Annotated in this window: 21 protein-coding genes and 1 tRNA gene; 13 read left to right on the forward strand and 9 right to left on the reverse strand. The window is 66.5% G+C overall.

Annotated features, from left to right (window positions below; all coding sequences use genetic code 11):
* Window positions 1-102: 102 nt before the first annotated feature.
* The 6 genes from IP83_RS03950 to IP83_RS03975 all read right to left on the reverse strand — a co-directional run bounded on the left by IP83_RS03950 (window position 103) and on the right by IP83_RS03975 (window position 6,619).
* Window positions 103-483 (reverse strand): reverse transcriptase-like protein, encoded by a 381-nt coding sequence (locus IP83_RS03950; RefSeq protein WP_231624893.1) that lies wholly within the window; start codon window positions 481-483, stop codon window positions 103-105.
* A complete protein-coding gene (gene trpC / locus IP83_RS03955; protein WP_054120915.1) occupies window positions 476-1,264 on the reverse strand; it encodes an indole-3-glycerol phosphate synthase TrpC in 789 nt (262 codons plus the stop codon). Before trpC ends, IP83_RS03950 begins: the two co-directional genes overlap by 8 nt.
* A gap of 195 nt (window positions 1,265-1,459) precedes the next feature.
* On the reverse strand, window positions 1,460-2,518 hold the full coding sequence (gene trpD / locus IP83_RS03960) for an anthranilate phosphoribosyltransferase (RefSeq protein WP_054120916.1): 1,059 nt from the start codon (window positions 2,516-2,518) through the stop codon (window positions 1,460-1,462).
* On the reverse strand, window positions 2,515-3,111 hold the full coding sequence (locus tag IP83_RS03965) for an aminodeoxychorismate/anthranilate synthase component II (protein WP_054120917.1): 597 nt from the start codon (window positions 3,109-3,111) through the stop codon (window positions 2,515-2,517). The genes trpD and IP83_RS03965 overlap by 4 nt, the downstream gene beginning before the upstream one ends.
* Before the next feature lie 12 nt (window positions 3,112-3,123).
* A complete protein-coding gene (locus IP83_RS03970) occupies window positions 3,124-4,653 on the reverse strand; it encodes an anthranilate synthase component I family protein (RefSeq protein WP_054120918.1) in 1,530 nt (509 codons plus the stop codon).
* Window positions 4,654-4,678: 25 nt separating this feature from the next.
* On the reverse strand, window positions 4,679-6,619 hold the full coding sequence (locus IP83_RS03975) for a SurA N-terminal domain-containing protein (RefSeq protein ID WP_054120919.1): 1,941 nt from the start codon (window positions 6,617-6,619) through the stop codon (window positions 4,679-4,681).
* 218 nt (window positions 6,620-6,837) lie between these two features.
* On the opposite strand from IP83_RS03975, the gene tpiA reads away from it, so the two are divergent.
* From tpiA to IP83_RS04000, 5 genes are all read left to right on the forward strand, one after another.
* Window positions 6,838-7,602 (forward strand): triose-phosphate isomerase, encoded by a 765-nt coding sequence (gene tpiA, locus IP83_RS03980; protein ID WP_054120920.1) that lies wholly within the window; start codon window positions 6,838-6,840, stop codon window positions 7,600-7,602.
* Window positions 7,603-7,693: 91 nt separating this feature from the next.
* A complete protein-coding gene (secG, locus tag IP83_RS03985) occupies window positions 7,694-8,146 on the forward strand; it encodes a preprotein translocase subunit SecG (protein ID WP_054120921.1) in 453 nt (150 codons plus the stop codon).
* Between the two features lie 174 nt (window positions 8,147-8,320).
* The gene (locus IP83_RS03990; RefSeq protein ID WP_054120922.1) at window positions 8,321-9,952 is read left to right on the forward strand and encodes a CTP synthase; all 1,632 of its coding nucleotides are present in this window, start codon (window positions 8,321-8,323) and stop codon (window positions 9,950-9,952) included.
* A 32-nt stretch (window positions 9,953-9,984) separates the two neighbouring features.
* Window positions 9,985-10,668 carry a Crp/Fnr family transcriptional regulator gene (locus IP83_RS03995; protein ID WP_054120923.1) on the forward strand — a complete coding sequence of 228 codons (684 nt, stop codon included), beginning with the start codon at window positions 9,985-9,987 and terminating at the stop codon, window positions 10,666-10,668.
* A 52-nt stretch (window positions 10,669-10,720) separates the two neighbouring features.
* A complete protein-coding gene (locus tag IP83_RS04000; RefSeq protein WP_054120924.1) occupies window positions 10,721-12,040 on the forward strand; it encodes an alpha-amylase family glycosyl hydrolase in 1,320 nt (439 codons plus the stop codon).
* 34 nt (window positions 12,041-12,074) lie between these two features.
* Here the strand turns inward: IP83_RS04000 and IP83_RS04005 are convergent, their stop codons facing one another.
* Window positions 12,075-12,542, reverse strand: coding sequence for an Hsp20 family protein (locus tag IP83_RS04005; protein WP_054120925.1), 468 nt, complete (start codon window positions 12,540-12,542; stop codon window positions 12,075-12,077).
* A 145-nt stretch (window positions 12,543-12,687) separates the two neighbouring features.
* Between IP83_RS04005 and grxC the strand changes: the two genes are divergently transcribed.
* The 5 genes from grxC (at window position 12,688) to IP83_RS04030 (ending at window position 14,991) form a co-directional block, all read left to right on the forward strand.
* The gene (gene grxC / locus IP83_RS04010; RefSeq protein WP_054120926.1) at window positions 12,688-12,966 is read left to right on the forward strand and encodes a glutaredoxin 3; all 279 of its coding nucleotides are present in this window, start codon (window positions 12,688-12,690) and stop codon (window positions 12,964-12,966) included.
* Between the two features lie 8 nt (window positions 12,967-12,974).
* A complete protein-coding gene (locus IP83_RS04015) occupies window positions 12,975-13,793 on the forward strand; it encodes a carbon-nitrogen hydrolase family protein (protein WP_054121044.1) in 819 nt (272 codons plus the stop codon).
* A 5-nt stretch (window positions 13,794-13,798) separates the two neighbouring features.
* Window positions 13,799-14,278 (forward strand): DUF1178 family protein, encoded by a 480-nt coding sequence (locus IP83_RS04020; protein WP_054120927.1) that lies wholly within the window; start codon window positions 13,799-13,801, stop codon window positions 14,276-14,278.
* Window positions 14,279-14,318: 40 nt separating this feature from the next.
* Window positions 14,319-14,395 (forward strand) — tRNA-Arg (locus tag IP83_RS04025).
* Window positions 14,368-14,991, forward strand: a complete 624-nt coding sequence (locus IP83_RS04030; RefSeq protein WP_197274271.1) for an iron uptake porin — start codon at window positions 14,368-14,370, stop codon at window positions 14,989-14,991. The genes IP83_RS04025 and IP83_RS04030 overlap by 28 nt, the downstream gene beginning before the upstream one ends.
* A gap of 14 nt (window positions 14,992-15,005) precedes the next feature.
* On the opposite strand, the gene IP83_RS04035 is transcribed toward IP83_RS04030, so the two are convergent.
* Window positions 15,006-15,869 (reverse strand): response regulator, encoded by an 864-nt coding sequence (locus IP83_RS04035; RefSeq protein WP_054120929.1) that lies wholly within the window; start codon window positions 15,867-15,869, stop codon window positions 15,006-15,008.
* 249 nt (window positions 15,870-16,118) lie between these two features.
* On the opposite strand from IP83_RS04035, the gene IP83_RS04040 reads away from it, so the two are divergent.
* Genes IP83_RS04040 through IP83_RS04050 form a run of 3 tightly spaced genes read left to right on the forward strand, consistent with a single transcriptional unit; the run spans window position 16,119 to window position 18,542 of the window.
* Window positions 16,119-16,364 carry a hypothetical protein gene (locus tag IP83_RS04040; protein WP_054120930.1) on the forward strand — a complete coding sequence of 82 codons (246 nt, stop codon included), beginning with the start codon at window positions 16,119-16,121 and terminating at the stop codon, window positions 16,362-16,364.
* A gap of 15 nt (window positions 16,365-16,379) precedes the next feature.
* On the forward strand, window positions 16,380-16,934 hold the full coding sequence (locus tag IP83_RS04045; RefSeq protein WP_054120931.1) for a heme NO-binding domain-containing protein: 555 nt from the start codon (window positions 16,380-16,382) through the stop codon (window positions 16,932-16,934).
* A 6-nt stretch (window positions 16,935-16,940) separates the two neighbouring features.
* Window positions 16,941-18,542, forward strand: coding sequence for a response regulator (locus tag IP83_RS04050; protein ID WP_054120932.1), 1,602 nt, complete (start codon window positions 16,941-16,943; stop codon window positions 18,540-18,542).
* Here the strand turns inward: IP83_RS04050 and IP83_RS04055 are convergent.
* A complete protein-coding gene (locus IP83_RS04055; RefSeq protein ID WP_197274272.1) occupies window positions 18,539-20,743 on the reverse strand; it encodes a GAF domain-containing protein in 2,205 nt (734 codons plus the stop codon). The two genes, IP83_RS04050 and IP83_RS04055, sit on opposite strands and share 4 nt — an antisense overlap.
* Window positions 20,744-20,896 lie beyond the last annotated feature (153 nt).

A 20,896-nucleotide genomic window follows, 5' to 3' on the forward strand; every position in this document is an offset into this window, starting at 1 on the left:
CTGGCGGGATCAGGCAGGGAGGAGACGAAGGAAAAGCGCGGTTTCATGCGGCGTTGATGCCATACCTCGGCGGTGTAGGACAGATGGCAATGCTGATAGCCCTCAGCGCGGCCATCCTTTGGCAAGCGCGATCCCGGCGAGGTTCTGCGCCCGCTTGATGTGGCGGATGCGGACGCGGGTGAAGGCGGCGGCCTTGGCAAGATAGCTTGCGTGGAAGCTGGCGAAGGGACCGGGTTTCGCGGTGCCGCTCGCCTGCGCGACGATCAGTGCGGAATCGCCGAGCAGGACGATGTCTCGTGCGCCGAGCTCGCTGGCCACGTCGAGCGCGCCAAGCAGGGCCTGCCATTCGGCCTCGTCGTTGGTGCCGTGACCGATATCGCGGCGGTGCCAGACTTGCCCGCGCGTGGCGACGGCGCTTTCCATCGGGCCGGGATTGGGGCGGCAGCCGCCGTCGAAGAACAGCTTGAGCGGTGCTTCAGGCACCGAGCAGGGCGCGGGTGGCGGCAGCGACGTCATCGTGGCGCATCAGGCTTTCGCCGACGAGGAAGGCCCTGGCGCCGGACGCTGCAAGCGAGAGCACGTCGGCATGACCATTGATGCCGCTTTCCGCCACGAGGAACGCGCCTTCGGGCGCTAGCGGGGCGAGGCGGGCGGTGGTGCCGAGATCGGTAACGAAGCGCTTGAGGTCCCGGTTGTTGATGCCGATGAGGCGCGAGCGGAGGCTGGCGGCGCGCTCCATCTCGGCCTCGTTGTGGACTTCGACGAGGACGTCCATGCCGTGCTCGCGCGCGGCGGCCTCGATCTCGGCCATCTGGCCGTCATCCAAGGCCGCGACGATGATGAGGATGGCGTCGGCGCCGATGGCGCGCGCCTCCGCACACTGCCAGGGATCGACCATGAAGTCCTTGCGCAGCACCGGCAGAGTGCAGGCGGCGCGGGCGGCGACGAGGTAGTCTTCGTGGCCCTGGAAATAGGGTGCGTCGGTGAGGATCGAGAGGCAAGTGGCGCCGCCTTGTTCGTAGGCGTGGGCGTGGGCCGGGGGATCGAAGTGGGCGCGGATCAGGCCCTTGGAGGGGCTGGCCTTCTTGATCTCGGCGATGAGGGCAAACCCGGTTGCCGCGCGGGCGCGCAAGGCGGCTTCGAAGCCGCGCGGCGCGGACTGCTCACTGGCGCGCGCGGCGAGATCGGCAAGCGTGGACGCGGCCTTGCGGGCGGCGACTTCCTCGCGCTTGGTGTCGCAGATTGTGGTGAGCGTGTCGGTCATGTCTTCGCGCTGTAGGGGGGCATTGACGGAGAAGGAAGAGGGGTTTCTCGCAGAGGTGCAATGAAGGAAGGGAAGAGCGCAGAGAAGATCGAGGCGGCAAAGCCGCAGGAAGAGACAGTCAGATCCAGTGGTTGATCTGCCAAGCCAAACCTCTTTGCGATCTTCTTTCCCTCTGCGTCTCTGCGAGAAACCTGCTTACCTGATCGCGGCAATCCAGCAGTTGAGGAGGGCGTTGGCCAGCCCTTTGTCGATGGCTTCGGCGGCTTCCTCTACCCCTTCGTGCCAATCGCCCGCTTCGCCCGCGACCATCAGCGCGGCAGCGGCGTTGAAGAGGACGGCGTCGCGATAAGCACTGGGCTCGCCTTGGAGGAGGGCGCGCAGGGCGGCGGCATTGAAGGCCGCATCACCACCTCTGATCGCGGCAGCACGGTGGAACGGCAGTCCGACCTCAGGGGGCTGCGGACAGATGAAGCTGTAGTTCTTTTCCCACCCTTCCGGCTTGTGCGACTGGTCGCCGCTCGCCGGATACTCGATAATCACCGTGCCGCCGGATATGCTGATCTCGTCGATCCCGACCCAACGCGCGCGGGCCGATTTGTTCATGTTGCCGTTGACGACCATGAACCGTTCGCTGCCTAGTGCCTTGAGGGCATCGGCGTATGGCTCAACGATCTCGGTACTCGCCACGCCCACGAGTTGTCGTTTAACCCGAGCCGGGTTGCACAGAGGGCCGAGCAGATTGAAGATCGTGCGCCGCCCCAGCGCCTTGCGGATCGGCGCGATGCGCGCCAGCGCGGGGTGGTGGCGCTGGGCGAAGAGGAAGCAGATGCCGAGATCGCCGAGGGTGAGTTCGGCGGTTTCGGCGGCGCGGTCGAGGTTGAGGCCGAGGGCTTCGAGGGTATCCGCTGCACCCGCCTTGCTGCTGGCCGCGCGGTTGCCGTGCTTGGCGACGGGGACGCCGCAGGCCGCCACGACCAGGCTGACGGCGGTCGAGACATTGAGGCTGTGTTGCCCGTCGCCGCCGGTGCCGCAGACATCGATGGCATGGGCGGGGGCACTGATAGGGATCATCCGGGCGCGCATGGCGCGCGCGGCGCCGGCGATCTCGCTGGCGGTTTCGCCGCGTTCGGCGAGCGCGACGAGGAAGGGGGCGATGCTCTCTTCCGGCACAGTGCCATCGAGGATCGCGGCGAACGCGGCTTCGGCTTCCGCTTCCTCGAGCGGAGCTGCGGTGACTTCGGGAAGCGCCTTCATGCCGCGAGGTGCGTGGGCATCTTCGCGGTGATGCCGCACATCTTGAGGAAATTGGCGAGAAGCGCGTGGCCGTGCTCGGTCGCGATCGATTCGGGGTGAAACTGCACGCCGTGGATCGGGAGCGAAGTGTGGCGGAAGCCCATGGCGTGGCCGTCGTCGGACGTTGCGTTGATCACGAGGCTTTCGGGCACGTTCTCTACCACGAGGCTGTGGTAGCGCGTGGCGGTGAAGGGCGAGGGGAGGCCCGCGAACAGGCCGCTGCCATCGTGGGTGACGGGCGAGGTCTTGCCATGCATCAGCCCGCCGCGCAAGACCTGGCCGCCGAAATACTGGCCGATCGACTGATGGCCAAGGCACACGCCGAGCAGCGGGACGCCCGCATCCGCCGCCGCGCCGACGAGATCGAGGCTGATGCCCGCTTCGTTTGGCGTGCAGGGTCCGGGCGAGATCAGGAACCCTTGCGCGCCGGTGGAAATGGCTTGGCCCGCGGACATCGCATCATTGCGCACGACCTCCACTTTCGCGCCCATTTCCATGAGGTAATGGACGAGGTTCCAGGTGAAGCTGTCGTAGTTGTCGATAACGAGGATCATACAGGGGGTGCCTTATTGGCCGAAGCGGGGTTCGGAGGCGACGCGCAGTGCTTCGCGGGCGGCGGCGAAAAGCGCGCCGGACTTGGCTTCGCATTCGCGTTGTTCGTATTCGGGGTTGCTGTCGGCGACGATGCCTGCGCCGGCCTGCACGTGGAGGACGCCGTCCTTGAGGACGCCGGTGCGCAGGACGATGCAGCTGTCGACCGAGCCGTCCGGGGCGAAATAGCCGACGCCGCCGGCGTAGGCACCGCGGGTTTCGGGTTCGAGTTCGGCGATCACTTCGCAGGCGCGGACCTTGGGGGCGCCGCTGACGGTACCGGCGGGGAAGCCCGCGAAGAGCGCGTCCACGCTGTCGGCGCGGCTCGTGTCGAGCTTGCCGACCACGTTCGAGACGATGTGCATGACGTGGCTGTAGCGCTCGATCGTGTAGCTCTCGGTGACCTTCACGGTGCCCGCGGCGGCGACGCGGCCGACATCGTTGCGGCCGAGATCGAGCAGCATGAGATGCTCGGCGCGTTCCTTGGGATCGGCGAGGAGGCTCTGCGCGTTGGCGCGGTCCTCGGCCTCGGTCATGCCGCGGGGCCGCGTGCCCGCGATGGGGCGGATGGTCACTTCGCCGTCGCGGATGCGCACGAGGATCTCGGGGCTCGAGCCGATGAGGGCGAAGCCGGGGAGATCGAGGAAATAGAGGAACGGCGAGGGGTTGATCCGGCGCAGCGAACGGTAAAGCGCGGCGGGCGGCAGCGGGAAGGGCACCGTAAAGCGCTGGGCGAGGACGACCTGGAAGATGTCGCCCGCCTCGATGTAGTCCTTGGCGCGCAGCACCATGCGTTCGTAGTCGGCGGGGGACATGACCGCGGTGCGTTCGGCAGGTTTGGCGGCGTCGAGGCGCGGGTCGGCGGGGACCGGGTCGGCGAGGCGGGCGAGCGCGGCGTCGATGCGGTCAGCGGCCTGCGCGACGAGGCGTTCCGGCGCGCCTGAGCCAGGCCAAACCGGGGCGACGGCGATCAGTTCGTCCGAGAGGCGGTCGAACACGAGGACCACGCTGGGGCGCACGAACAGCATGTCCGGCAGCTGCAGCGGGCTGGCGGGCGCGCGGGGAAGCTTTTCGACGAGGCCGATGGTCTCGTAGCCGAAGTAGCCGACGAGGCAGGCGAGCGACTTGGGCAGGCCTTCGGGCACATCGATGCGGCATTCGCCGACGAGGTTGCGTAGGGCGGCGAGCGCGGGCTCCGGATGCGGGGCGAAGGCCTCGCGGTCGGTCTGCCAGTGGCGGTTGATTTCGGCGGCCGCACCCTCGGCGCGGAAGACGAGATCGGGGTCGAGGCCCAGGAGGCTGTAGCGCCCGCGCACTTCGCCGCCTTCGACGGATTCGAGCAGGAAATCGCCCCGGCCGGGCTGCATCAGCTTCAGCGCGGCGCCGACCGGCGTCTCGGTATCGGCAATCAGCTTGCGCCAGACCAGCGCTGGGCGGCCAGCGGCGAGGGCCGTCCGGGCGGCCACGCCGCCGTCGGGAAGGAGACCAGCGATCCCGGCTTCCATCGTGTCCGCCGCCGCTACCATCGGCTTACTGGCCGCCGGTGAGCTGCGTGCGCAGCGCCGCGATGGCGGCGTCGTTGCGCTTCACGCCGACCGCGTCGCGCACCGCCATGCGGAGTTCGTCGACATATTCGCGGCCGGTGATCTGCCCCAGTTCGAACTTGGCGCGGCCGATGAACGGGTCGTCCGCCTTGAGCACGCCAGGGGTGATCTTGGTCAGCACGACCACGAGGAAACCGGCCTTGTCCGGCGCATCGAGCTTCTTGGCGGTGCCCTGCGCCATCTCGAACATCAGCGAGAGCGGCGCGGGGATCTTGGGCTGAATCGCATTGAGCTGCTCGCGCGGCATGTTGACCGCCTGGGCCGCCGGGACCGCGACGCCGAGGGCCTTGACCGCCTCTGCCAGCGGAACCTTCTTCGCGAGCGCGGCGAGGAGCTTGTCGGTGGCCGCCTTGGCAGCGCCGTAGCCGCGCGAGGTCTGCAGGTCGGCGGCGACCTTGTCCTTCACTTCGGCAAGCGGCGGCGGGGCGGCGGGGGTGATCTGGCCGACGTCGAAGATCACGAAACGCTCGCCGGGCTTGAGTTCGGCGACCTGCGGCTGGCCCTCGCGCTCCATCCCGAAGGCGGCAGGGAGCAGCGGGGTGACATCGGCGTTGGGCTTGATGTCGGGACGGCCCGGGACAGTGCCGTTGGCCTCGAGCGGATCCGTGGTGATGATCGTGAGCCCGGCGCTCTTGGCCACATCGGCAAGGCCGGTGCCGCTGCCGAACGCATCGTCGAACTTGGCCGAGAGATCGGACAGCGCGGCCTTGCGCTTTTCGGCGGTGATCGCGGTGACGATCTCGGCGCGCGCCTGATCGAGCGACTTGCCGGGGACCTGCGTCACGCCGTCGAGCCGGATCACGTACCAGCCGAGCGCGCCCTTGGCGGGCTGGGCAAGCTTGCCCTGCGCGGCGCTGAACACCGCGTCGGCCACGGCGGTCGAGCCCTGGCTGGCGAGGTTCGCGCGGGTGATCGCCGGCACCTTGCGCGCCGTGAGCCCCTTGGCAGAAGCAGCCGCATCGATGGCCTTGCCGCCCGCGATTTCAGCCGAAAGCGCCTTGGCGGCGGCTTCGGTCGGCACGATCACTTGCGTGAACGTGCGTGTCTCGGTCGGCGCGTAAGTCGCGGCGTTGAGCTTGTAGCGCGCGGCAATCTCGGCATCGCTCGGCGCGGGGACGTTCTTGAGCGAGGTCTCGTCGAAGATCGCATAGCGGATCGTGCGGCGCTCGGGGCGCTGATAGCGCGCGCCATTCGCCTTGTAGTATGCAGCGACATCGGTGTCCGTCGGCGGTGTCTTGGGCGCAAAGGCGGAGGAGGGGATCAACTGGATCTGGCCCTCGCGGCTTTCCTTGAGCACACCGGCGTAGCGCATCGCCACGCTCTGCGGCATCGAGGAGCCGATTCCGGCGGGAATCAGGACCTGCCGCGCCATCAGCCCCTTGGCGAGATCGTCGCGCAGAACCGCATCGGAAATGCCCTTCTGGCCGAGCAGCGCCTTGTAGGCGGCCTGGCTGAACTTGCCGTCAGCGCCTTGGAAGGCCGGCATCTTGGCGATTTCGCTGTCAACCAGACGGTTGCTGACACCCATGCCGACGCTGCTCTGGCGCGCCCATTCCATCAGCGCGGCGCGGTCGATCAGGCTGTCGACGACCTGCTCGAGCGCGCCTTGCGCGACGAAGTCCTTCATCGTCACGGCGGGGCTGTCTGCGCGGGCGTTTTCCAGCGCGTTGGTCATCGACCGCTGCACATCGACCGTGCCGATATGAGCCGAACCGACGGTGGCCGCGCGGTCTGCATTGCCCGCGCCGCCGAACTTCGCGTTGGAAAGGTCAGCGCCCGCAAACGAGAGCGCGATGAGCCCCAGGAATACCAGCGCGAAGGCGACGCCGATACGGGACTTGGTCATGGAACGGATAAAGCCGAGCATCGGGGCCTGTCATTAGCAGTGATAGGTTCGGAGCAACTCCTTGGGGCGCATTAGGGGGCAATGCCAATTCCCGCAATGCCCTGCTCTTCGTGCGGGTTGGCTTCCTCCCAGAAGTTAACCACCAACTTTGCGTAACGCGCGCTTTGCAAACCGGGCTGCGGTTTGATAGCTGCCCGGGAAATGAGGAGGAATCACCTAGTGTTAGCGTGCAAGGTCCTATGAGCCAGCGTCCCTACATCGTCGGCAACTGGAAGATGAACGGCAGCCGGGCCATGCTCGCTGAAGCGCGCGCCATCGACCGTGCGGCGCAGCGCTATCCCGATGTTGAAATCGCGCTTGCGCCGCCGTTTCCGTTTTTGGGGCCGGTGCGCGAGGCGGTCTCGGCGATCGGCGTCGGCGGACAGGATTGCCACACTGCGGCCAAGGGCGCGCATACGGGCGATGTATCGGCGGCCATGCTCGCGGATATCGGCGCGGACTTCGTGATTCTGGGCCACAGCGAGCGCCGCCGCGACCATGGCGAGACCGATGCGCTCGTGCGCGGCAAGGCCGAAGCCGCGCTGGCGGCGGGCCTGAGCGTGATCATCTGCGTGGGCGAGACGCTGGACGAACGCGATGCGGGCAAGGCCGAGGCGGTTGTTTCCGCGCAGGTCGACGGTTCGGTGCCTGCTGGCGAATGTGCTGCCGTTGCCGCTGGCCGGCTCGCGCTGGCCTATGAACCGGTCTGGGCGATCGGCACGGGTCGGGTCGCTGCCGTGGAAGACGTTGTCGCCATGCATGCCGCCGTCGGCGCGCGCCTTGCCGCGATCTTCGGCGAGGATGCGGACAAGGTGCGCATTCTCTATGGCGGCTCGGTTAACGGCGAAAATGCCGCAGGCCTGCTGGCAGCGGATGGCGTGCGCGGCGCGCTGGTGGGCGGCGCAAGCCTGACCGCCGACGCCTTCCTGCCGATCGTGGCGGCGGCCTCGCAGCCGGAAGGCTGATCCGTTTCGGGTTGTGCCGGGCCCTCCTGCGCCCTTGCGCGCAGAGGCCCTACGCCCTAGATGCGGCCCATTCTTTTCAGGTTGACCCGCGATGTCTCTCTTCATTTTCCTTACCGTCGTGCAGGCGCTGGTGGCTGCCGCGCTCGTCGGCGTGATCCTCATCCAGAAGTCGGAAGGCGGCGGCCTCGGCGTGGGCGGCAGCCCGGCCGGCTTCATGTCGGCGCGCGGCGCGGCCGATTTCCTCACCCGCGCCACGACGGTGCTGGCGACCCTGTTCGTCGGCCTCAGCATCCTGCTGGCCGCGCTGGCGGTGGGGACGACCTCGGGCCGCGAGATCGATACGTCGTTGCAGCGGACCACGCCGGCCATTCCGGCAGACCCGCTGGCGCCCGCACAGGGCGTTCCGGCGGCTGGTCCGGCTGAAGCACAGCCTGCCCCGGCTGCTCCGGCAGCAGCTCCGGCTGGGCCGGCCAAAAGCGCGCCGGGCGCTCCAGCCAAGGGCGGCGCGGCGACCGATCCGCTTGCGGGCGGCGCCAAGCAGTAAGGCATAGACGCCGGACTTTCCGGCGCCATATCACCAGTGCTCCCGGCCGCTCGCGTGGCGGACGGGAGCACGTGTTTGTTTTCAAGAGCTTCCGCTCCGCCTGTGGATTGCGACCGGGAATCCGGCGCAGACCGCTTGCGCATGCGGAGCCTAAGACGGTAAGGCCCACCTCCCATGGCGCGGTTCATTTTCATCACCGGCGGCGTGGTTTCCTCGCTTGGCAAGGGCCTCATGGCAGCGAGCCTCGCGGCGCTGCTGCAGGCGCGCGGCTTCCGGGTGCGAATCCGCAAGTTCGACCCCTATCTCAACGTCGATCCGGGCACGATGAGCCCCTACCAGCACGGCGAAGTCTTCGTGACCGACGACGGCGCTGAGACGGACCTCGATCTGGGGCACTACGAGCGCTTCACCGGCGTTTCGGCGCGCCAGTCCGACAACATCACTTCGGGCCGCATCTACCGCGACATCATCGCCAAGGAGCGCCGCGGCGATTACCTAGGCGCGACGGTGCAGGTGATCCCGCACGTGACCGACGCGATCAAGACCTTCGCCAAGGACGAGACCGACGACCTCGACTTCGTGCTGTGCGAGATCGGCGGCACGGTGGGCGATATCGAGAGCCTGCCGTTCATCGAGGCGATCCGCCAGCTGCGCAACGAACTGGGCCGCGAGGCGACCTGCTTCGTCCACGTGACGCTGGTGCCCTATATCGCCGCGGCGGGCGAGCTGAAGACCAAACCGACCCAGCATTCGGTGCGCGAGCTGACGGGACTTGGCATCCAGCCCGATATCCTGCTCTGCCGCTGCGAAAAGCCGCTGCCCGAGAACGAACGCGCCAAGATCGCTCTGTTCTGCAACGTGCGCAAGGAAGCGGTGATCCCGGCGCTCGATGCGAGCAGCATCTATTCCGTGCCGCTGCAGTACCATGGCGAGGGGCTCGATTCGGAAGTGCTGCGGCATTTCGGGCTCGGTAGCGCGGAGCCCGTGCTGTCGCGCTGGACCGACATCGTCGACCGCCACCAGAACCCCGAAGGCGAAGTGACCATCGGCGTCGTCGGCAAGTATGTCGGCCTGCAGGATGCCTACAAGTCCTTGAACGAGGCGCTGGTGCATGGCGGCATGGCGAACCGGGTGAAGGTCAATATCCGCTGGATCGACGCGGAGATCTTCGAGAAGGACGACGCCGAGATCGCGGCCTACCTTGAGCCGATGCACGGCATTCTCGTGCCCGGCGGCTTCGGCGAGCGCGGGACCGAAGGCAAGATCGCCAGCGTGCGCTTTGCGCGCGAGCGGGGCGTGCCGTTCTTCGGCATCTGCCTCGGCATGCAGATGGCCTGCATCGAAGGCGCGCGGAACCTTGCCGGGATCGAAGGCGCAAGCTCGACCGAATTCGGGCCATCGGAAGAGCCTGTGGTCGGCATCATCACCGAATGGATGACGCCCGAGGGGCTCGAGACGCGCGCGGCGGGCGGCGATCTGGGCGGCACGATGCGGCTCGGCGCTTATCAGGCACAGCTTTCGGGCAACAGCCATGTCGCGCAGATCTATGGCGCGAACGAGATCAGCGAACGCCATCGCCACCGCTACGAAGTCAACGTGGCCTATCGCGAGCGGCTGGAGCAGAAGGGCCTTGTCTTCTCGGGTATGTCGCCCGATGGTCTGTTGCCGGAAATCGTCGAGCGGCCCGACCATCCGTGGTTCATCGGGGTGCAGTTCCATCCCGAACTCAAGAGCCGCCCGTTCGAGCCGCATCCGCTGTTCAAGAGCTTTATCACCGCTGCGGTCAAGCAGGCGCGGCTGGTCTGATCCGGCAACGGCGCCAGAAGGGGGGACTTCGCATGGACGCCGCCACACTTGCCGAAACACTCAGCGCGCAGAGCCTGCTGGCGGGATGCGCGCCCGAGGAACTGGCCGATATCGCCGCGCGGGGGACGGTGCGCCGCTTCAAGGCGGGAACATCGATTATCCTGCAGGGCGATCCGGGTGATACACTGTGGATCGTGCTGAGCGGCCTCGCGCGGGTCAGCATGGTGGCCGCCAATGGCCGCGAGATCGTGCTCGATTATGCCGAGCGCGGCGCGGTGCTGGGGGAGATCGCGTTTCTCGATGGCGGCGAGCGGACGGCGACAGTCGAGGCGATCGAGCCGGTCGAGGCGCTGGGGCTGACGCGCGCGGCCTTTGCCGAGATCGTCGGCAAGCATCAGGGGCTGGCGATGCGGCTGCTGCAGGCGATGGCGCGGCGGCTCAGGCAGAACAACACGGTGATCGAGGCGGACCGCGCCTATACCTCCGGGCCGCGGCTGGCGCGCTTCCTGCTGCGGCTGATGATGGGCGGTGAGGATGAGACGCGCCTCAAGATCGCGCTGAGCCAGGGCGAGCTGGGCAACTTTGCCGGCATGTCGCGCGAGCAGATCAATCGCCAGCTTTCGGCGTGGGCGGACGGCGGGATCGTCGCGCTCAAGAGCGGGCGGGTGACCGTGCTCGACCGCGACGCGCTCGTCGATATAGCCGAGGCCTGGTAAGCGTATACGAATACACAGTTTCCGTCGGGACGGTGCACGGTACCATGGCGGCATGATCCGCCACCTCACGCTCGCCGCGCTGCTTGCGCTACCCGGTCTCGCTCATGCCGAGCAGCCCCTGCCGATCACCGCCGGGGTCAGCGCGGTCAAACATCCCGCATGGTCGAAGCGGGCGACGATCTACGAAGTCAACATCCGGCAATACACGCCGGAAGGCACCTTCCGCGCCTTCGAACAACACCTGCCGCGCTTGCGCAAGATGGGGGTGGATGTGCTGTGGATCATGCCGGTCAACCCGATTGCGAAGAAGGAACGCAAGGGCTCGCTCGGCAGCTATTACGCGGTGAGCGACTACCTCGCGGTGAACCCGGAATACGGCGACATGGCCGACTTCAAGCATCTGGTGGCGCAGGCGCACCGGCAAGGGTTCAAGGTGATCCTCGACTGGGTGGCGAACCATACGGGGTGGGACCATGTCTGGACCCGCGAGCATCCTGATTGGTACAAGCGCAATGCGGCGGGCGAGCTTGAGGGGTATCACTATACCGACCTCAGCGACCACCACGAGGAAACCTGGGCCGATGTGATCGGGCTCGACTACAGCAAGCAGGCCGTGCGCGACGGGATGATCGCGGCGATGGCGTTCTGGCTGAAGGAAGCCGATATCGACGGGTTCCGCTGCGATGTGGCGTGGACCCTTCCGGTAGCGTTCTGGGACCAGGCACGGGCCGAACTCGATGCGGTGAAGCCGGTGTTCATGCTGGCCGAGGCCGATACGCCCGAAATGCAGGCGCGCGCTTTCGACATGACCTATGACTGGAAGCTCTATCACCTGCTGATCGATGTCGCGAAAGGCAAGGCGGATGCGCGCGATCTGGCAAAGCACTATACGGCGCCGGCGCGGGTCTATCCGGCGGGTGCGATGCGGATGACTTTCACCAGCAACCACGACGAGAATTCGTGGAACGGCACCGACAAGGAGCTTTATGGCGACGGTGCCGACGCTATGGCCGTGTTGGCGGCGACGCTGCCGGGCATGCCGCTGGTCTATTCAGGACAGGAAGATGGGCTGAACAAGCGCCTCAAGTTCTTCGACAAGGATCCGATCGTGTGGGGCAAGCATGCCCGCGCGCCGTTCTATGCCTCGCTGCTGGCGCTCAAGCACGCGCATCCGGCGCTGACGAGCGAGCATGTGCCGGGCAATCTCGAACTGATCGAGACGGGCAACCCCAAGGTCTTCGCGTTTCGCCGGATCAAGGGCGCGGACCGGGTACGGGTTGAGGTCAACGTCTCGGGTGAGGCGCAGCGCTATGCCGTGGCGGGGAAGGCGCGCAGCCTCGCGCCCTGGCGCTGGGTGATAGCGGCGAAATAAGGGGCGGCCCCGCGGGACCGCCCCTCTGTTCGGGTTACGCCGCCGCGCTGCTGTCGCCTTCGACGACGGTGAGCGGCTTGGCGTTGCTGCCGCCGATCAGCACCTTCTTGGGCTTCATCGCCTCGGGCACTTCGCGCACGAGATCGATCACGAGCAGGCCGTCAGCAAGGTCAGCGCTTTCGACGCGGACGAAATCGGCAAGCTCGAACCGGCGCTCAAAGGCGCGGTTGGCGATGCCCACGTGGAGGAAGTGGCCGTCCTGCGCCTCGGTACGCTGGCCCTTGATCACCAGCAGGTTCTGCTGCGCGGTGATGTCGAGGTCGTGCGGCTTGAACCCGGCGACGGCGAGCGTGATGCGATATTCGTCATCGCCGCGGCGTTCGATGTTGAACGGAGGGTAATTGTCGCCGGCATTGGCACGGGCCTGGCGTTCGAGCAGGTCGAACAGGCGGTCAAAGCCCACGGTGGAGCGGCGATAGGGGGTGAAGTCGAAACGTTCCATGGTTGCAATCCTCGTGCATGAGCAATTGGCATTCGGGCCGGACCCGAAATGGCGCCCGGCGGTTCTCTTGTGGCCATGCCCGCCTTGCGGCGCATGACACGAACAACCATGTGTGTTAGCGATTTTGCGTTTTCAAGAGGTCCCCATGAGCGAAGCTGCCAACCCCACTGCCACTGTCGAGATCTACACCAAGTGGGGCTGCCCCTATTGCAGCCGCGCGCTGGCGCTGCTCGGCCGCAAGGGCGTGAACGTCACCGAATACGACATCACGTTTGGCGGCGAAAAGCGCAAGGAGATGCTCGAGCGCGCGCCGGATGCGATGACCGTGCCGCAGATTTTCATCAACGGTCGGCACGTTGGCGGCTCGGACGATCTGGCGGCGCTGGAAGCGGCGGGTGAGCTTGATCCCATGCTGGCGGCATGAGCGCCGACATGCGGCGCGTCGCGCTGCTGCAGATGACGACGGGGATTGACCCCGCTGCCAATGCATCGACCATGGCGCGCGCGGCGGAGCAGGCGGCGAGTGAGGGCGCCGCGATGCTGTTCACGCCCGAGATGTCAGGCCTGCTTGACCGTGACCGGGCGCGTGGCAGCCGCCATGTGGTGGCGGAAGACGAAAGCCCGGTGCTGGCCGAAGTCCGCAACGCGGCGGCGAAGGCGGGGATATGGGTCCATATCGGCAGCCTTGCGGTGAAGGCCGAAGGAACACGGTGGGCCAACCGGGCCTTCGTGATCACGCCGACGGGCGAGATCGCGGCGCGCTATGACAAGATCCACATGTTCGATGTCGATCTCGCAACGGGCGAGACCTGGCGCGAATCCGCCGCCTATCAGCCGGGCGAGGCGGTCGTTTCGGTGGAGGACACGCCGCTGGGGCGGCTGGGCCTTGCCATCTGCTACGACATCAGGTTCCCGGCGCTGTTCGAGGCATTGGGCCAGCGCAAGTGTGACGTCATCGCCATTCCGGCAGCGTTTACGGTGCCGACGGGCCGCGCGCATTGGCATCTGATGCAGCGGGCGCGGGCCGTGGAGGCCAGTGCCTTCGTCATTTCCGCCGCGCAGGTGGGCCGCCACGAGGACGGGCGCGAGACATACGGGCATAGCCTTGTCGTCGATCCATGGGGCGATGTGGTGCTCGACATGGGGGTAACGGGCGGCTTGGGCTTTGCCGACGTGGACCTCGCCCGAATTGCCGAGGTGCGCGCGCAAGTGCCCAGTCTTGCCAACCGGCGACCGATCCCTAAATCCTGATCACGATGATTGTGTTCGATCTTGAATGCCGCGCGGGCGGACACCGTTTCGAGGGGTGGTTTGCCAGTTCCGAGGATTTTGCCAGCCAGCAGGGAGGTGGGCTGGTGACGTGCCCGACGTGCGGCGCGCCCGAGGTGGAGAAGGCGCTCTCCGCGCCGCGCCTGACGCGCAAGGGCAACCAGCTGCCGGCAGTTTCCGCCAAACCGCGAGCCGAAACGGCGCAGTCTGTCGCCTCCGGACCGCTGCCACCCGAGGCGGTCGCGATGCTCAAGGCCGTCGCGGCCGTGCAGACGGAAATGCTCAAGTCCTCGACCTGGGTGGGCGAGAATTTTGCCGAGGACGCGCGGGCGATGCACTATGGCGAGAAGGATCACGCGATGATCCATGGCCGCGCCAGCCCCGCCGAAGTGCAAGGCCTGATCGAGGAAGGCGTCCCCGTTGCGCCGGTGATCGTGCCGGTCGTGCCGCCGGGTGAGGTCAACTGATTGCCAGCGGCGCCTGCCGTGCGTAAAGGGCAGGGCAGGGGCGCCCGTAGCTCAGCAGGATAGAGCACCAGATTCCTAATCTGGGGGCCGTGGGTTCGAATCCCGCCGGGCGCACCACACTTCATCGATTGTTCTTGCCGCAGCCTTCCCGTACCTTTCGCCGGTCGAATTGTCGGGGAAGCGAGATGCTGAAGCGGTTGCTGCCTGGGTTCCTGCTCGTCGTCTCAGTGCCGCTTTCGGCGCAGGTTACCTCGTTGGGCCAGCAGGGTGATGTCAGCCCGACCGATCCGGCGTTTCTCGCCCTGCAGCGGCTGGTGGAACACAATGGCTGCATTACGGGCTACCCCGATGCCACCTATAGGGGCAACCGTCCGCTGAGTCGTTACGAGTTTGCCGCCGGGCTCAATGCCTGCGCTGACCGGGTGCGGCAATTGACCGCTTCGGGGCAGGCGGTCGACAATCAGGATCAGGCGGATCTGGCAATGCTGGAGCGGGAGTTTGCACCCGAGCTTGCGACGCTGCGCGGTCGGGTCGGCGCGCTTGAGGAGCGGACGGGCAAGCTTGAGAAGCAGCAGTTCAGCACGACGACGAAGCTCACCCCGCCCGGCGACTTTCAGTTTGGCCAACCCGGCACTCCGCCGGCCAATCCGCGCAAGTTTCAGAAGCGGAAGCGCAAACAGCCGCCCGTGGCGGACGGTTCGGGCGGGAACTGACCACGCAGAGAGGATCAGACGCCGACGCGATCCCTCAGATAGGTCAGGTACTGGCGCATCGCGTCCATCGCCTCGTCGTTGATGGCGAGGAGATCGCGGCGGCGGTCGAGGGGGTCGGACCAGCGGCGGATGAGGCCCATGTCGACGAGGCTGCGGATCTGGCGCAGCGCGGTGCTCATCGGCACGCCGGCGGCCTGGCACACGCTGGAGACGGGGACGGTCTTCTGCTCGAGTCGCGCCGAGGTCAGATCGAGGAGAATGTCCCACATCGGATCGGAGAACAGCGCCGGGTTGAGGAACTGGCCGCGCTGTTCGCGCATGCGCACCAGCTTGCGGGTGATCTTGAGGAGTTCTGCATCATCGATCGGGGCGAGCGGCGTGGACGGAGGGGCCGGCTGGCCCAAATCGCCAGGCGGCGCGCGCAGGCTGGCGCTGAGCGCGGCCAGCGAGCGTTCGCCGCACAGCCGGAGCCACTTGCGCATGGCGCGGCGCAGCGCGGCGGCAAGATCATCGCGCGAGACGGGCTTGGTGAGAAAATCAGCTGCTTCGTTGCGCATGGCTGCGACCGCGACATCGATGCTGCCGAAGCCGGTGATGACCAGCGTGACCAGCGGACGCTGCGAAGCAAAACGGGAAGACAGCTCATCGAGCAGCGACAGGCCGGTCATGCCCGGCATCTGGACGTCCGTCACGACGATGCCGATGGTCTCGTCCTCGGCGATCGAGCGCAGCGCGGAGGCTGCATCAAGCGCGTAGCCGCACTGGTATCCGAGCAGCTGCGCCGCTTCGACGACCTCCTCGGCCGTCGCCCGGTCGTCATCGACAACCAGGATCCGGCACTGTGCGTTGTCCCGCTCTGCAATTGCTTTCGCGTTCATGATCCTGCGTTGTATATCGTTTGTAACGGAGAATTACATCCGGTTTGAATTTTGTTCCCGTCAATTCAGCGCATGTCGAATGCAATCGCATCAATCAACGCCGGATTGGTGCCAATGTGGCACCGATGCGTGTCGATTGGATCACGGTAAATGCCTAGAACTACCGCCAAGCTACCGTCCATGCTTAGTATTCGGTAATCAGTGCGATTTATGCGGGAGAACGGTAGCTTGGCGGGGGCTCAAATAGACATGGCAATTGAGAACGTTTCCAAGGTTTCGGACTGTCTGCATGAGCTGCGCCAGCCGCTCAATGTGATCGGGCTTGCCACCGGCAACTTGCGATCGGCGCTGTGCCCTGGCCTCTCGCGCGAGCAGGCCGACTACCTGAGCGCGAAGCTCGACCGGATCGACGAGCAGGTCACGCGGGTTTCGGCGCTGGCCGACCAGTTGGCGGCGGCGGCACAGGATGCGATTGCTGCGAAGCTGCAGGCCTGAGACGGAGCGCCCCTCATGTACGGAATGGCACACCGCGCGCTGCGGCAGATGATGCTGGATCGACTGGGTCCCTCGGCCTGGGCCAAGATCGAGCGCGAGACCAACACGGGGCCCGCCGATCTTATCAGCCTGTGCGTCTACGATGATTCCAAGACGATCGCGCTGATTTCCGCCTCGGCGGCGCGACTTGGCATGGCGGTGGAGGATGCGCTGCGCGTGTTCGGGCGCTACTGGGTGCGTTTCGCGGAACTCAGCTCGTTCGGTCCGATCATGGACTTCACCGGGCAGGACCTCGTCACCTTCATCAACAACCTCGACCGGATGCACCGTTCGGTCGTGCTGGCGATGCCCGATGCGCGGGTGCCTTCGTTCGAGCTGCTCAGCGAGACGCGCCAGCGGCTGCTGGTGCGCTACCGCTCGGATCGTAGCGGGCTCGAGATGTTCGTGATCGGGCTGCTCGAAGGCGTGATGGACCGAATGGGCGAGACGGGTACGGTCGAAGTGGCCGCGCGCTTCGAGAACGGGCCGGGGACAGTGATCGATTTTGCCATCCTGCTCGACAGGACCTGAGCGGACATGAAGCCTGCCGTCACCATTCGCGAATCGCAGCTTGGGGCGCTGTTTCGCGCCTATATCAAGGTCGATGCGGCGCTCGTGGTGCTGGGGCTCGGGCCGTTCTATCATGGCCGCGATACGGCCGTGGTGCCCGGCGCACAGATCGCCGAGCTGTTCTCGCTGCGCCATGATCGCGACGACGAGATCGCGCCGCCGCTGATCGTGGCAATCCCGGCCATGGCGGATACGCCGGAGCGGCTGGAACTGTTCTGCAAACGCAAGAACATCCGCCTCGCAGGGATTGTCTTCTCGACCGAGGATGGCGGCTTCCTGCTGGCGCTCAACATTGTGCCCGAGGACTTCATCATCGAGGGCCAGGGGCTCCACATCTCGGACTTTTCGCAGATCGATGCCTCCGTTCCCGCGCTGACGCTAATCGGCATGCAGCGCGCGCTGCTGGCCGAGGCGCGGCAGGCGGCGATCGATCTTGCCAATGCGCAATCGGAAGCGCTTGAGCTGCTGGATCGCACGCAGCGGCTGGGGCGCTACATCGTCCATGATCTGACCAACTATCTCTCGATCATCCGGCTCAACGTGGCCAATCTGGCGCAGTCTGGCGGGAACGCCGAGACGAGCCGCGCGGCGATCGAGGCGGCGACGCGGCATGTGAGCGACCTCGTGCTCTCGCTCGAGCGGCTGACCGGGCACCGCGACGTGGAAGCGACGCCGATCTCGGTCGATCAGACCATCCGCTCGAACCTCGCGTTCCTGTCTGCCGCGCTGCCGAGCGACTTTACGCTCGATTTCATCGGCGGCGCGGCGCAGGCGGCGGTACGGGTCGGGCGGACCGAGCTGGTGACGATGCTGACCAACGTGATCGTCCACGCGCGCGGGGCGATGCCGGATGGCGGCTCGATCACGATTTCCAGCTATCGGACCAGCGAGCCGCCCGAGCGCCATGCCGCAGCGGCCGCGCAGGATTGGGCGGTGATCAAGGTGATCCACGACGGTCCGGCGATCGATGATGAAACCGTTCGGCTCATGCTCGATCCGCAGACGCTGACCCCGCCGGAGGGCACGGACTTTCCGCTTCGTTCGGTGCGGACCTGGGCGCGCTCGGCGGGGGGGGACGCACGGATCACGGCGCTCCCTGCGGGAACCGACATCTGCATCCATTTGCCGATCAGCGGCGATGCAGACGAGCTGGAGCTTGCCCCGGCGGCTGGACCGGGGACCGCATTGCCCCGAATGTCTCGGAGCGCCCGGGTACTGGTCGTCGAGGATGAAGTCCATGCGCTCGACGCGGTGGTCGGGATTCTGCGCATGGAAGGCTATGCGGTGACACCGGCGCTGAATGCGGCGCAGGCGGTCGAGGCGCTGGCGGAGGCCGACTTCGACATATTGCTGACCGATGTGGTGATGCCCGAACGCAGCGGCGTGGAACTCGCTCACGAGGTGGAGGCGCGGCATCCGCGCATCGGGATCATCCTGATGAGCGGTTACCTGCCCGATGAAAGTCTGCTGCAGCCGCACTGGCCCATGCTGCGCAAGCCGCTTGATCTCGGTCTGCTGTCACAGACGCTCGCCTCGACCCATGCAAGGCTTGAAGGCACCGCGCTCTAGGCAGCTCTCGTCTCGGACTGCCGTGTCTGGAGCTGGCCGATCAGCGTATCGACCGAGAAGGGCTTTTCCAGCAGCGGCCAGACGAGATCGGATTCGGCATGGCGCGCGGCATTGCCGGACATCACGATCACGCGCATGTCCGGGTTGGCCAGTGCGGCCTGACGGGCAAGCACGGTGCCGTCCTCGCCATTGTCGAGCAGCAGGTCGCAGATCAGCACATCGAACTTCTGCTGGGCCAGGGCGTCCAGCGCAGCGCGCGAGGTGGTGAAGCCGGTCGGTTTGTGACCTGCGAGGCTGAGCGTCTCGAGAATGCCGCTGAGCAGATCGGGCTCGTTGTCGACGATCAGCACGCGCAGGCTGACGGGCTTCGGGGGCGGGAGCGCGACCAGACGGCGGGTGGCGCTATCGAGCGCGCCGGTGCTCGCAGGGAGCACGATCTGGACGGTGGTGCCCTCAGGGCTGCTGCTGAGCACGCGCGCTGTGCCGCCGTGGTGGACGGCGAAACGCAGCACTGCCGAGAGGCCAAGCCCCGTGCCCTTGTTGGGACCCTTGGTCGAGAAAAACGGCTCGAAGGCGTGTTCGCGCACGTCTTCGGTCATGCCCGAACCGGTATCGGCCACTTCGACGACGACGAGCGGCGTGCTGCGCAAGCTGGCGGGCAGGCCTTCGTGGCTGGGGCAGCCTTCGGGCGTATCGCTGAGGAACGTGCGCAAGGTCAGCACGCCATGTTCGCCCATCGCATCGCGCGCATTGATGGCGAGGTTGACCAGCGCGTTGTTGAAGCCCGCGGGATCGATCTCGACCAGCAGCGGGTTGTCCCACAGCTGGACCTGCACGTCGATCCCGGGGCCGACGGCGGCGCGGATGAGCGCGACGAGGCGCAAGGTCAGGCTGTTGGCGTCGGCGACTTCAGGGATGCCGCGCGGGTGGCGGGCAATACCGAGCAGCGAACGGGTGATATCGACACCGCGCAGCGCGGCCTGGGCGATGAGCGAAAAGCGGTCGCGCGCGGCCTCGCTCTCGGCCTCGCGTCCGCCGATTTCGGCGTGGGTCGCGATGATGCCGAGGATGTTGTTGAAGTCGTGCGAAAGCTCGCCCGAGATCTGGCCGATGAGCTCCATCTTGCCGCTGTTGACGAGCCCGGCCTTGGCTTCGATCATGACGAGGCCCTGTGCGAGGCTGACACTCATTTCCTCGAGAATGCGCAGCTCGTCCTCGGCAAAGGCGCCCGGCTCGTCCGAATAGAGCGTAAGCGTGCCGAACGCACGGCCTTCATTGAGCAGCGGGAAGGCGGCAATCGCCTGGAAGCCCTGCCGGAGTGCTGCCTCCCGCCACGGCGCCAGTTCGGGGTCTTCGGCGACCGACTGGCAGACGGAGACCTTGCCGTCGCGCATCGCCCTTGCGGTGGGACCTTGGCCGAGCACCGGATCGTCGGGGCGGATATCGAGCGCGGTGATATAGTCCGTATGCGAGGCGGCGTGGGCGGTGACCCTGATCTTGGCCACCGGGCCCATCTCGCGCAGGCCGATCCAGGCGGCGGCATAGCCATCGCCTTCGATCAGGCTCTGGCAGACCAGCTTGTGGAGCTCCGAGCGTGACTGCGCCCGCGAAATGGCGGCGTTGACAAGCGCCAGCGCGCGCAGGGCCCGGCGATTGCGGATCATGCCGGCATGGGTGCGGCGTTCCTCGGTAACGTCGGTGGCAAACCCGATCCAGTACCCGGCGCGCTTGCCCTTCACCTCATGGGGATGAAACTTGACATGCATGATGCGCTCGTCGCCCGAGGCGGTCTTCATGCGAAATTCGGTGCGGAATGTTTCGAGCCCGGCCTGCCCGGCACGGATTTCGCGGCGCACGCGCTGGCGGTCTTCGGCATGAACGGCATCGAGCCGCGACTCGGCCGCCTGGAACAGCGTGAGCGCCTCGTGGCCCCAGACCTGCTCGTAGGTGCCGGTGACAAAGGCGGTTTCGCCCGAAGGGTAACGCTCGATCCAGATGATCTGATCGATGGCATTGGCGGCAATCCGCGCGACGTCGAGTTGACCGAGCAGTTCCGAGCGGACAACGAGGAGATGGACGACAGCCCAGACAATCGCGACGAAAATCAAGGTGGTCACGGCAAGGGCGGGGAATGCGACGACCGCATGCAGTTCGGCGACCACCAGCACGGCGGCGACTGCTGCTGCTACTGGTGCCCACATCCGCGCTTTGCTGCGCAAGTCCGCCATTGTCCCCATGCCCCTTTTGCCGCAGCGACGACCGGCACTTGTTCTTGTGGACCGGAGCTTCCGGTTCGAGCTGCCTTGCCCCCCGGCAGGACGCCCCCTTCCATCACAGTACGCGTGTCAGGATTG

The sequence above is a fragment of the Novosphingobium sp. AAP93 genome, assembly GCF_001296055.1.
Classification (GTDB): Bacteria; Pseudomonadota; Alphaproteobacteria; order Sphingomonadales; family Sphingomonadaceae; genus Novosphingobium.

Coding starts and splice junctions, on each gene's coding strand:
- trpC (WP_054120915.1), bottom strand. CDS start 1,264: ATGACCGACACGCTCACCACAATCTGCGACACCAAGCGCGAGGAAGTC.
- trpD (WP_054120916.1), bottom strand. CDS start 2,518: ATGAAGGCGCTTCCCGAAGTCACCGCAGCTCCGCTCGAGGAAGCGGAA.
- IP83_RS03965 (WP_054120917.1), bottom strand. CDS start 3,111: ATGATCCTCGTTATCGACAACTACGACAGCTTCACCTGGAACCTCGTC.
- IP83_RS03970 (WP_054120918.1), bottom strand. CDS start 4,653: ATGGAAGCCGGGATCGCTGGTCTCCTTCCCGACGGCGGCGTGGCCGCC.
- IP83_RS03975 (WP_054120919.1), bottom strand. CDS start 6,619: ATGCTCGGCTTTATCCGTTCCATGACCAAGTCCCGTATCGGCGTCGCC.
- tpiA (WP_054120920.1), top strand. CDS start 6,838: ATGAGCCAGCGTCCCTACATCGTCGGCAACTGGAAGATGAACGGCAGC.
- secG (WP_054120921.1), top strand. CDS start 7,694: ATGTCTCTCTTCATTTTCCTTACCGTCGTGCAGGCGCTGGTGGCTGCC.
- IP83_RS03990 (WP_054120922.1), top strand. CDS start 8,321: ATGGCGCGGTTCATTTTCATCACCGGCGGCGTGGTTTCCTCGCTTGGC.
- IP83_RS03995 (WP_054120923.1), top strand. CDS start 9,985: ATGGACGCCGCCACACTTGCCGAAACACTCAGCGCGCAGAGCCTGCTG.
- IP83_RS04000 (WP_054120924.1), top strand. CDS start 10,721: ATGATCCGCCACCTCACGCTCGCCGCGCTGCTTGCGCTACCCGGTCTC.
- IP83_RS04005 (WP_054120925.1), bottom strand. CDS start 12,542: ATGGAACGTTTCGACTTCACCCCCTATCGCCGCTCCACCGTGGGCTTT.
- grxC (WP_054120926.1), top strand. CDS start 12,688: ATGAGCGAAGCTGCCAACCCCACTGCCACTGTCGAGATCTACACCAAG.
- IP83_RS04015 (WP_054121044.1), top strand. CDS start 12,975: ATGCGGCGCGTCGCGCTGCTGCAGATGACGACGGGGATTGACCCCGCT.
- IP83_RS04020 (WP_054120927.1), top strand. CDS start 13,799: ATGATTGTGTTCGATCTTGAATGCCGCGCGGGCGGACACCGTTTCGAG.
- IP83_RS04035 (WP_054120929.1), bottom strand. CDS start 15,869: ATGAACGCGAAAGCAATTGCAGAGCGGGACAACGCACAGTGCCGGATC.
- IP83_RS04040 (WP_054120930.1), top strand. CDS start 16,119: ATGGCAATTGAGAACGTTTCCAAGGTTTCGGACTGTCTGCATGAGCTG.
- IP83_RS04045 (WP_054120931.1), top strand. CDS start 16,380: ATGTACGGAATGGCACACCGCGCGCTGCGGCAGATGATGCTGGATCGA.
- IP83_RS04050 (WP_054120932.1), top strand. CDS start 16,941: ATGAAGCCTGCCGTCACCATTCGCGAATCGCAGCTTGGGGCGCTGTTT.
- IP83_RS04055 (WP_197274272.1), bottom strand. CDS start 20,743: ATGTGGGCACCAGTAGCAGCAGCAGTCGCCGCCGTGCTGGTGGTCGCC.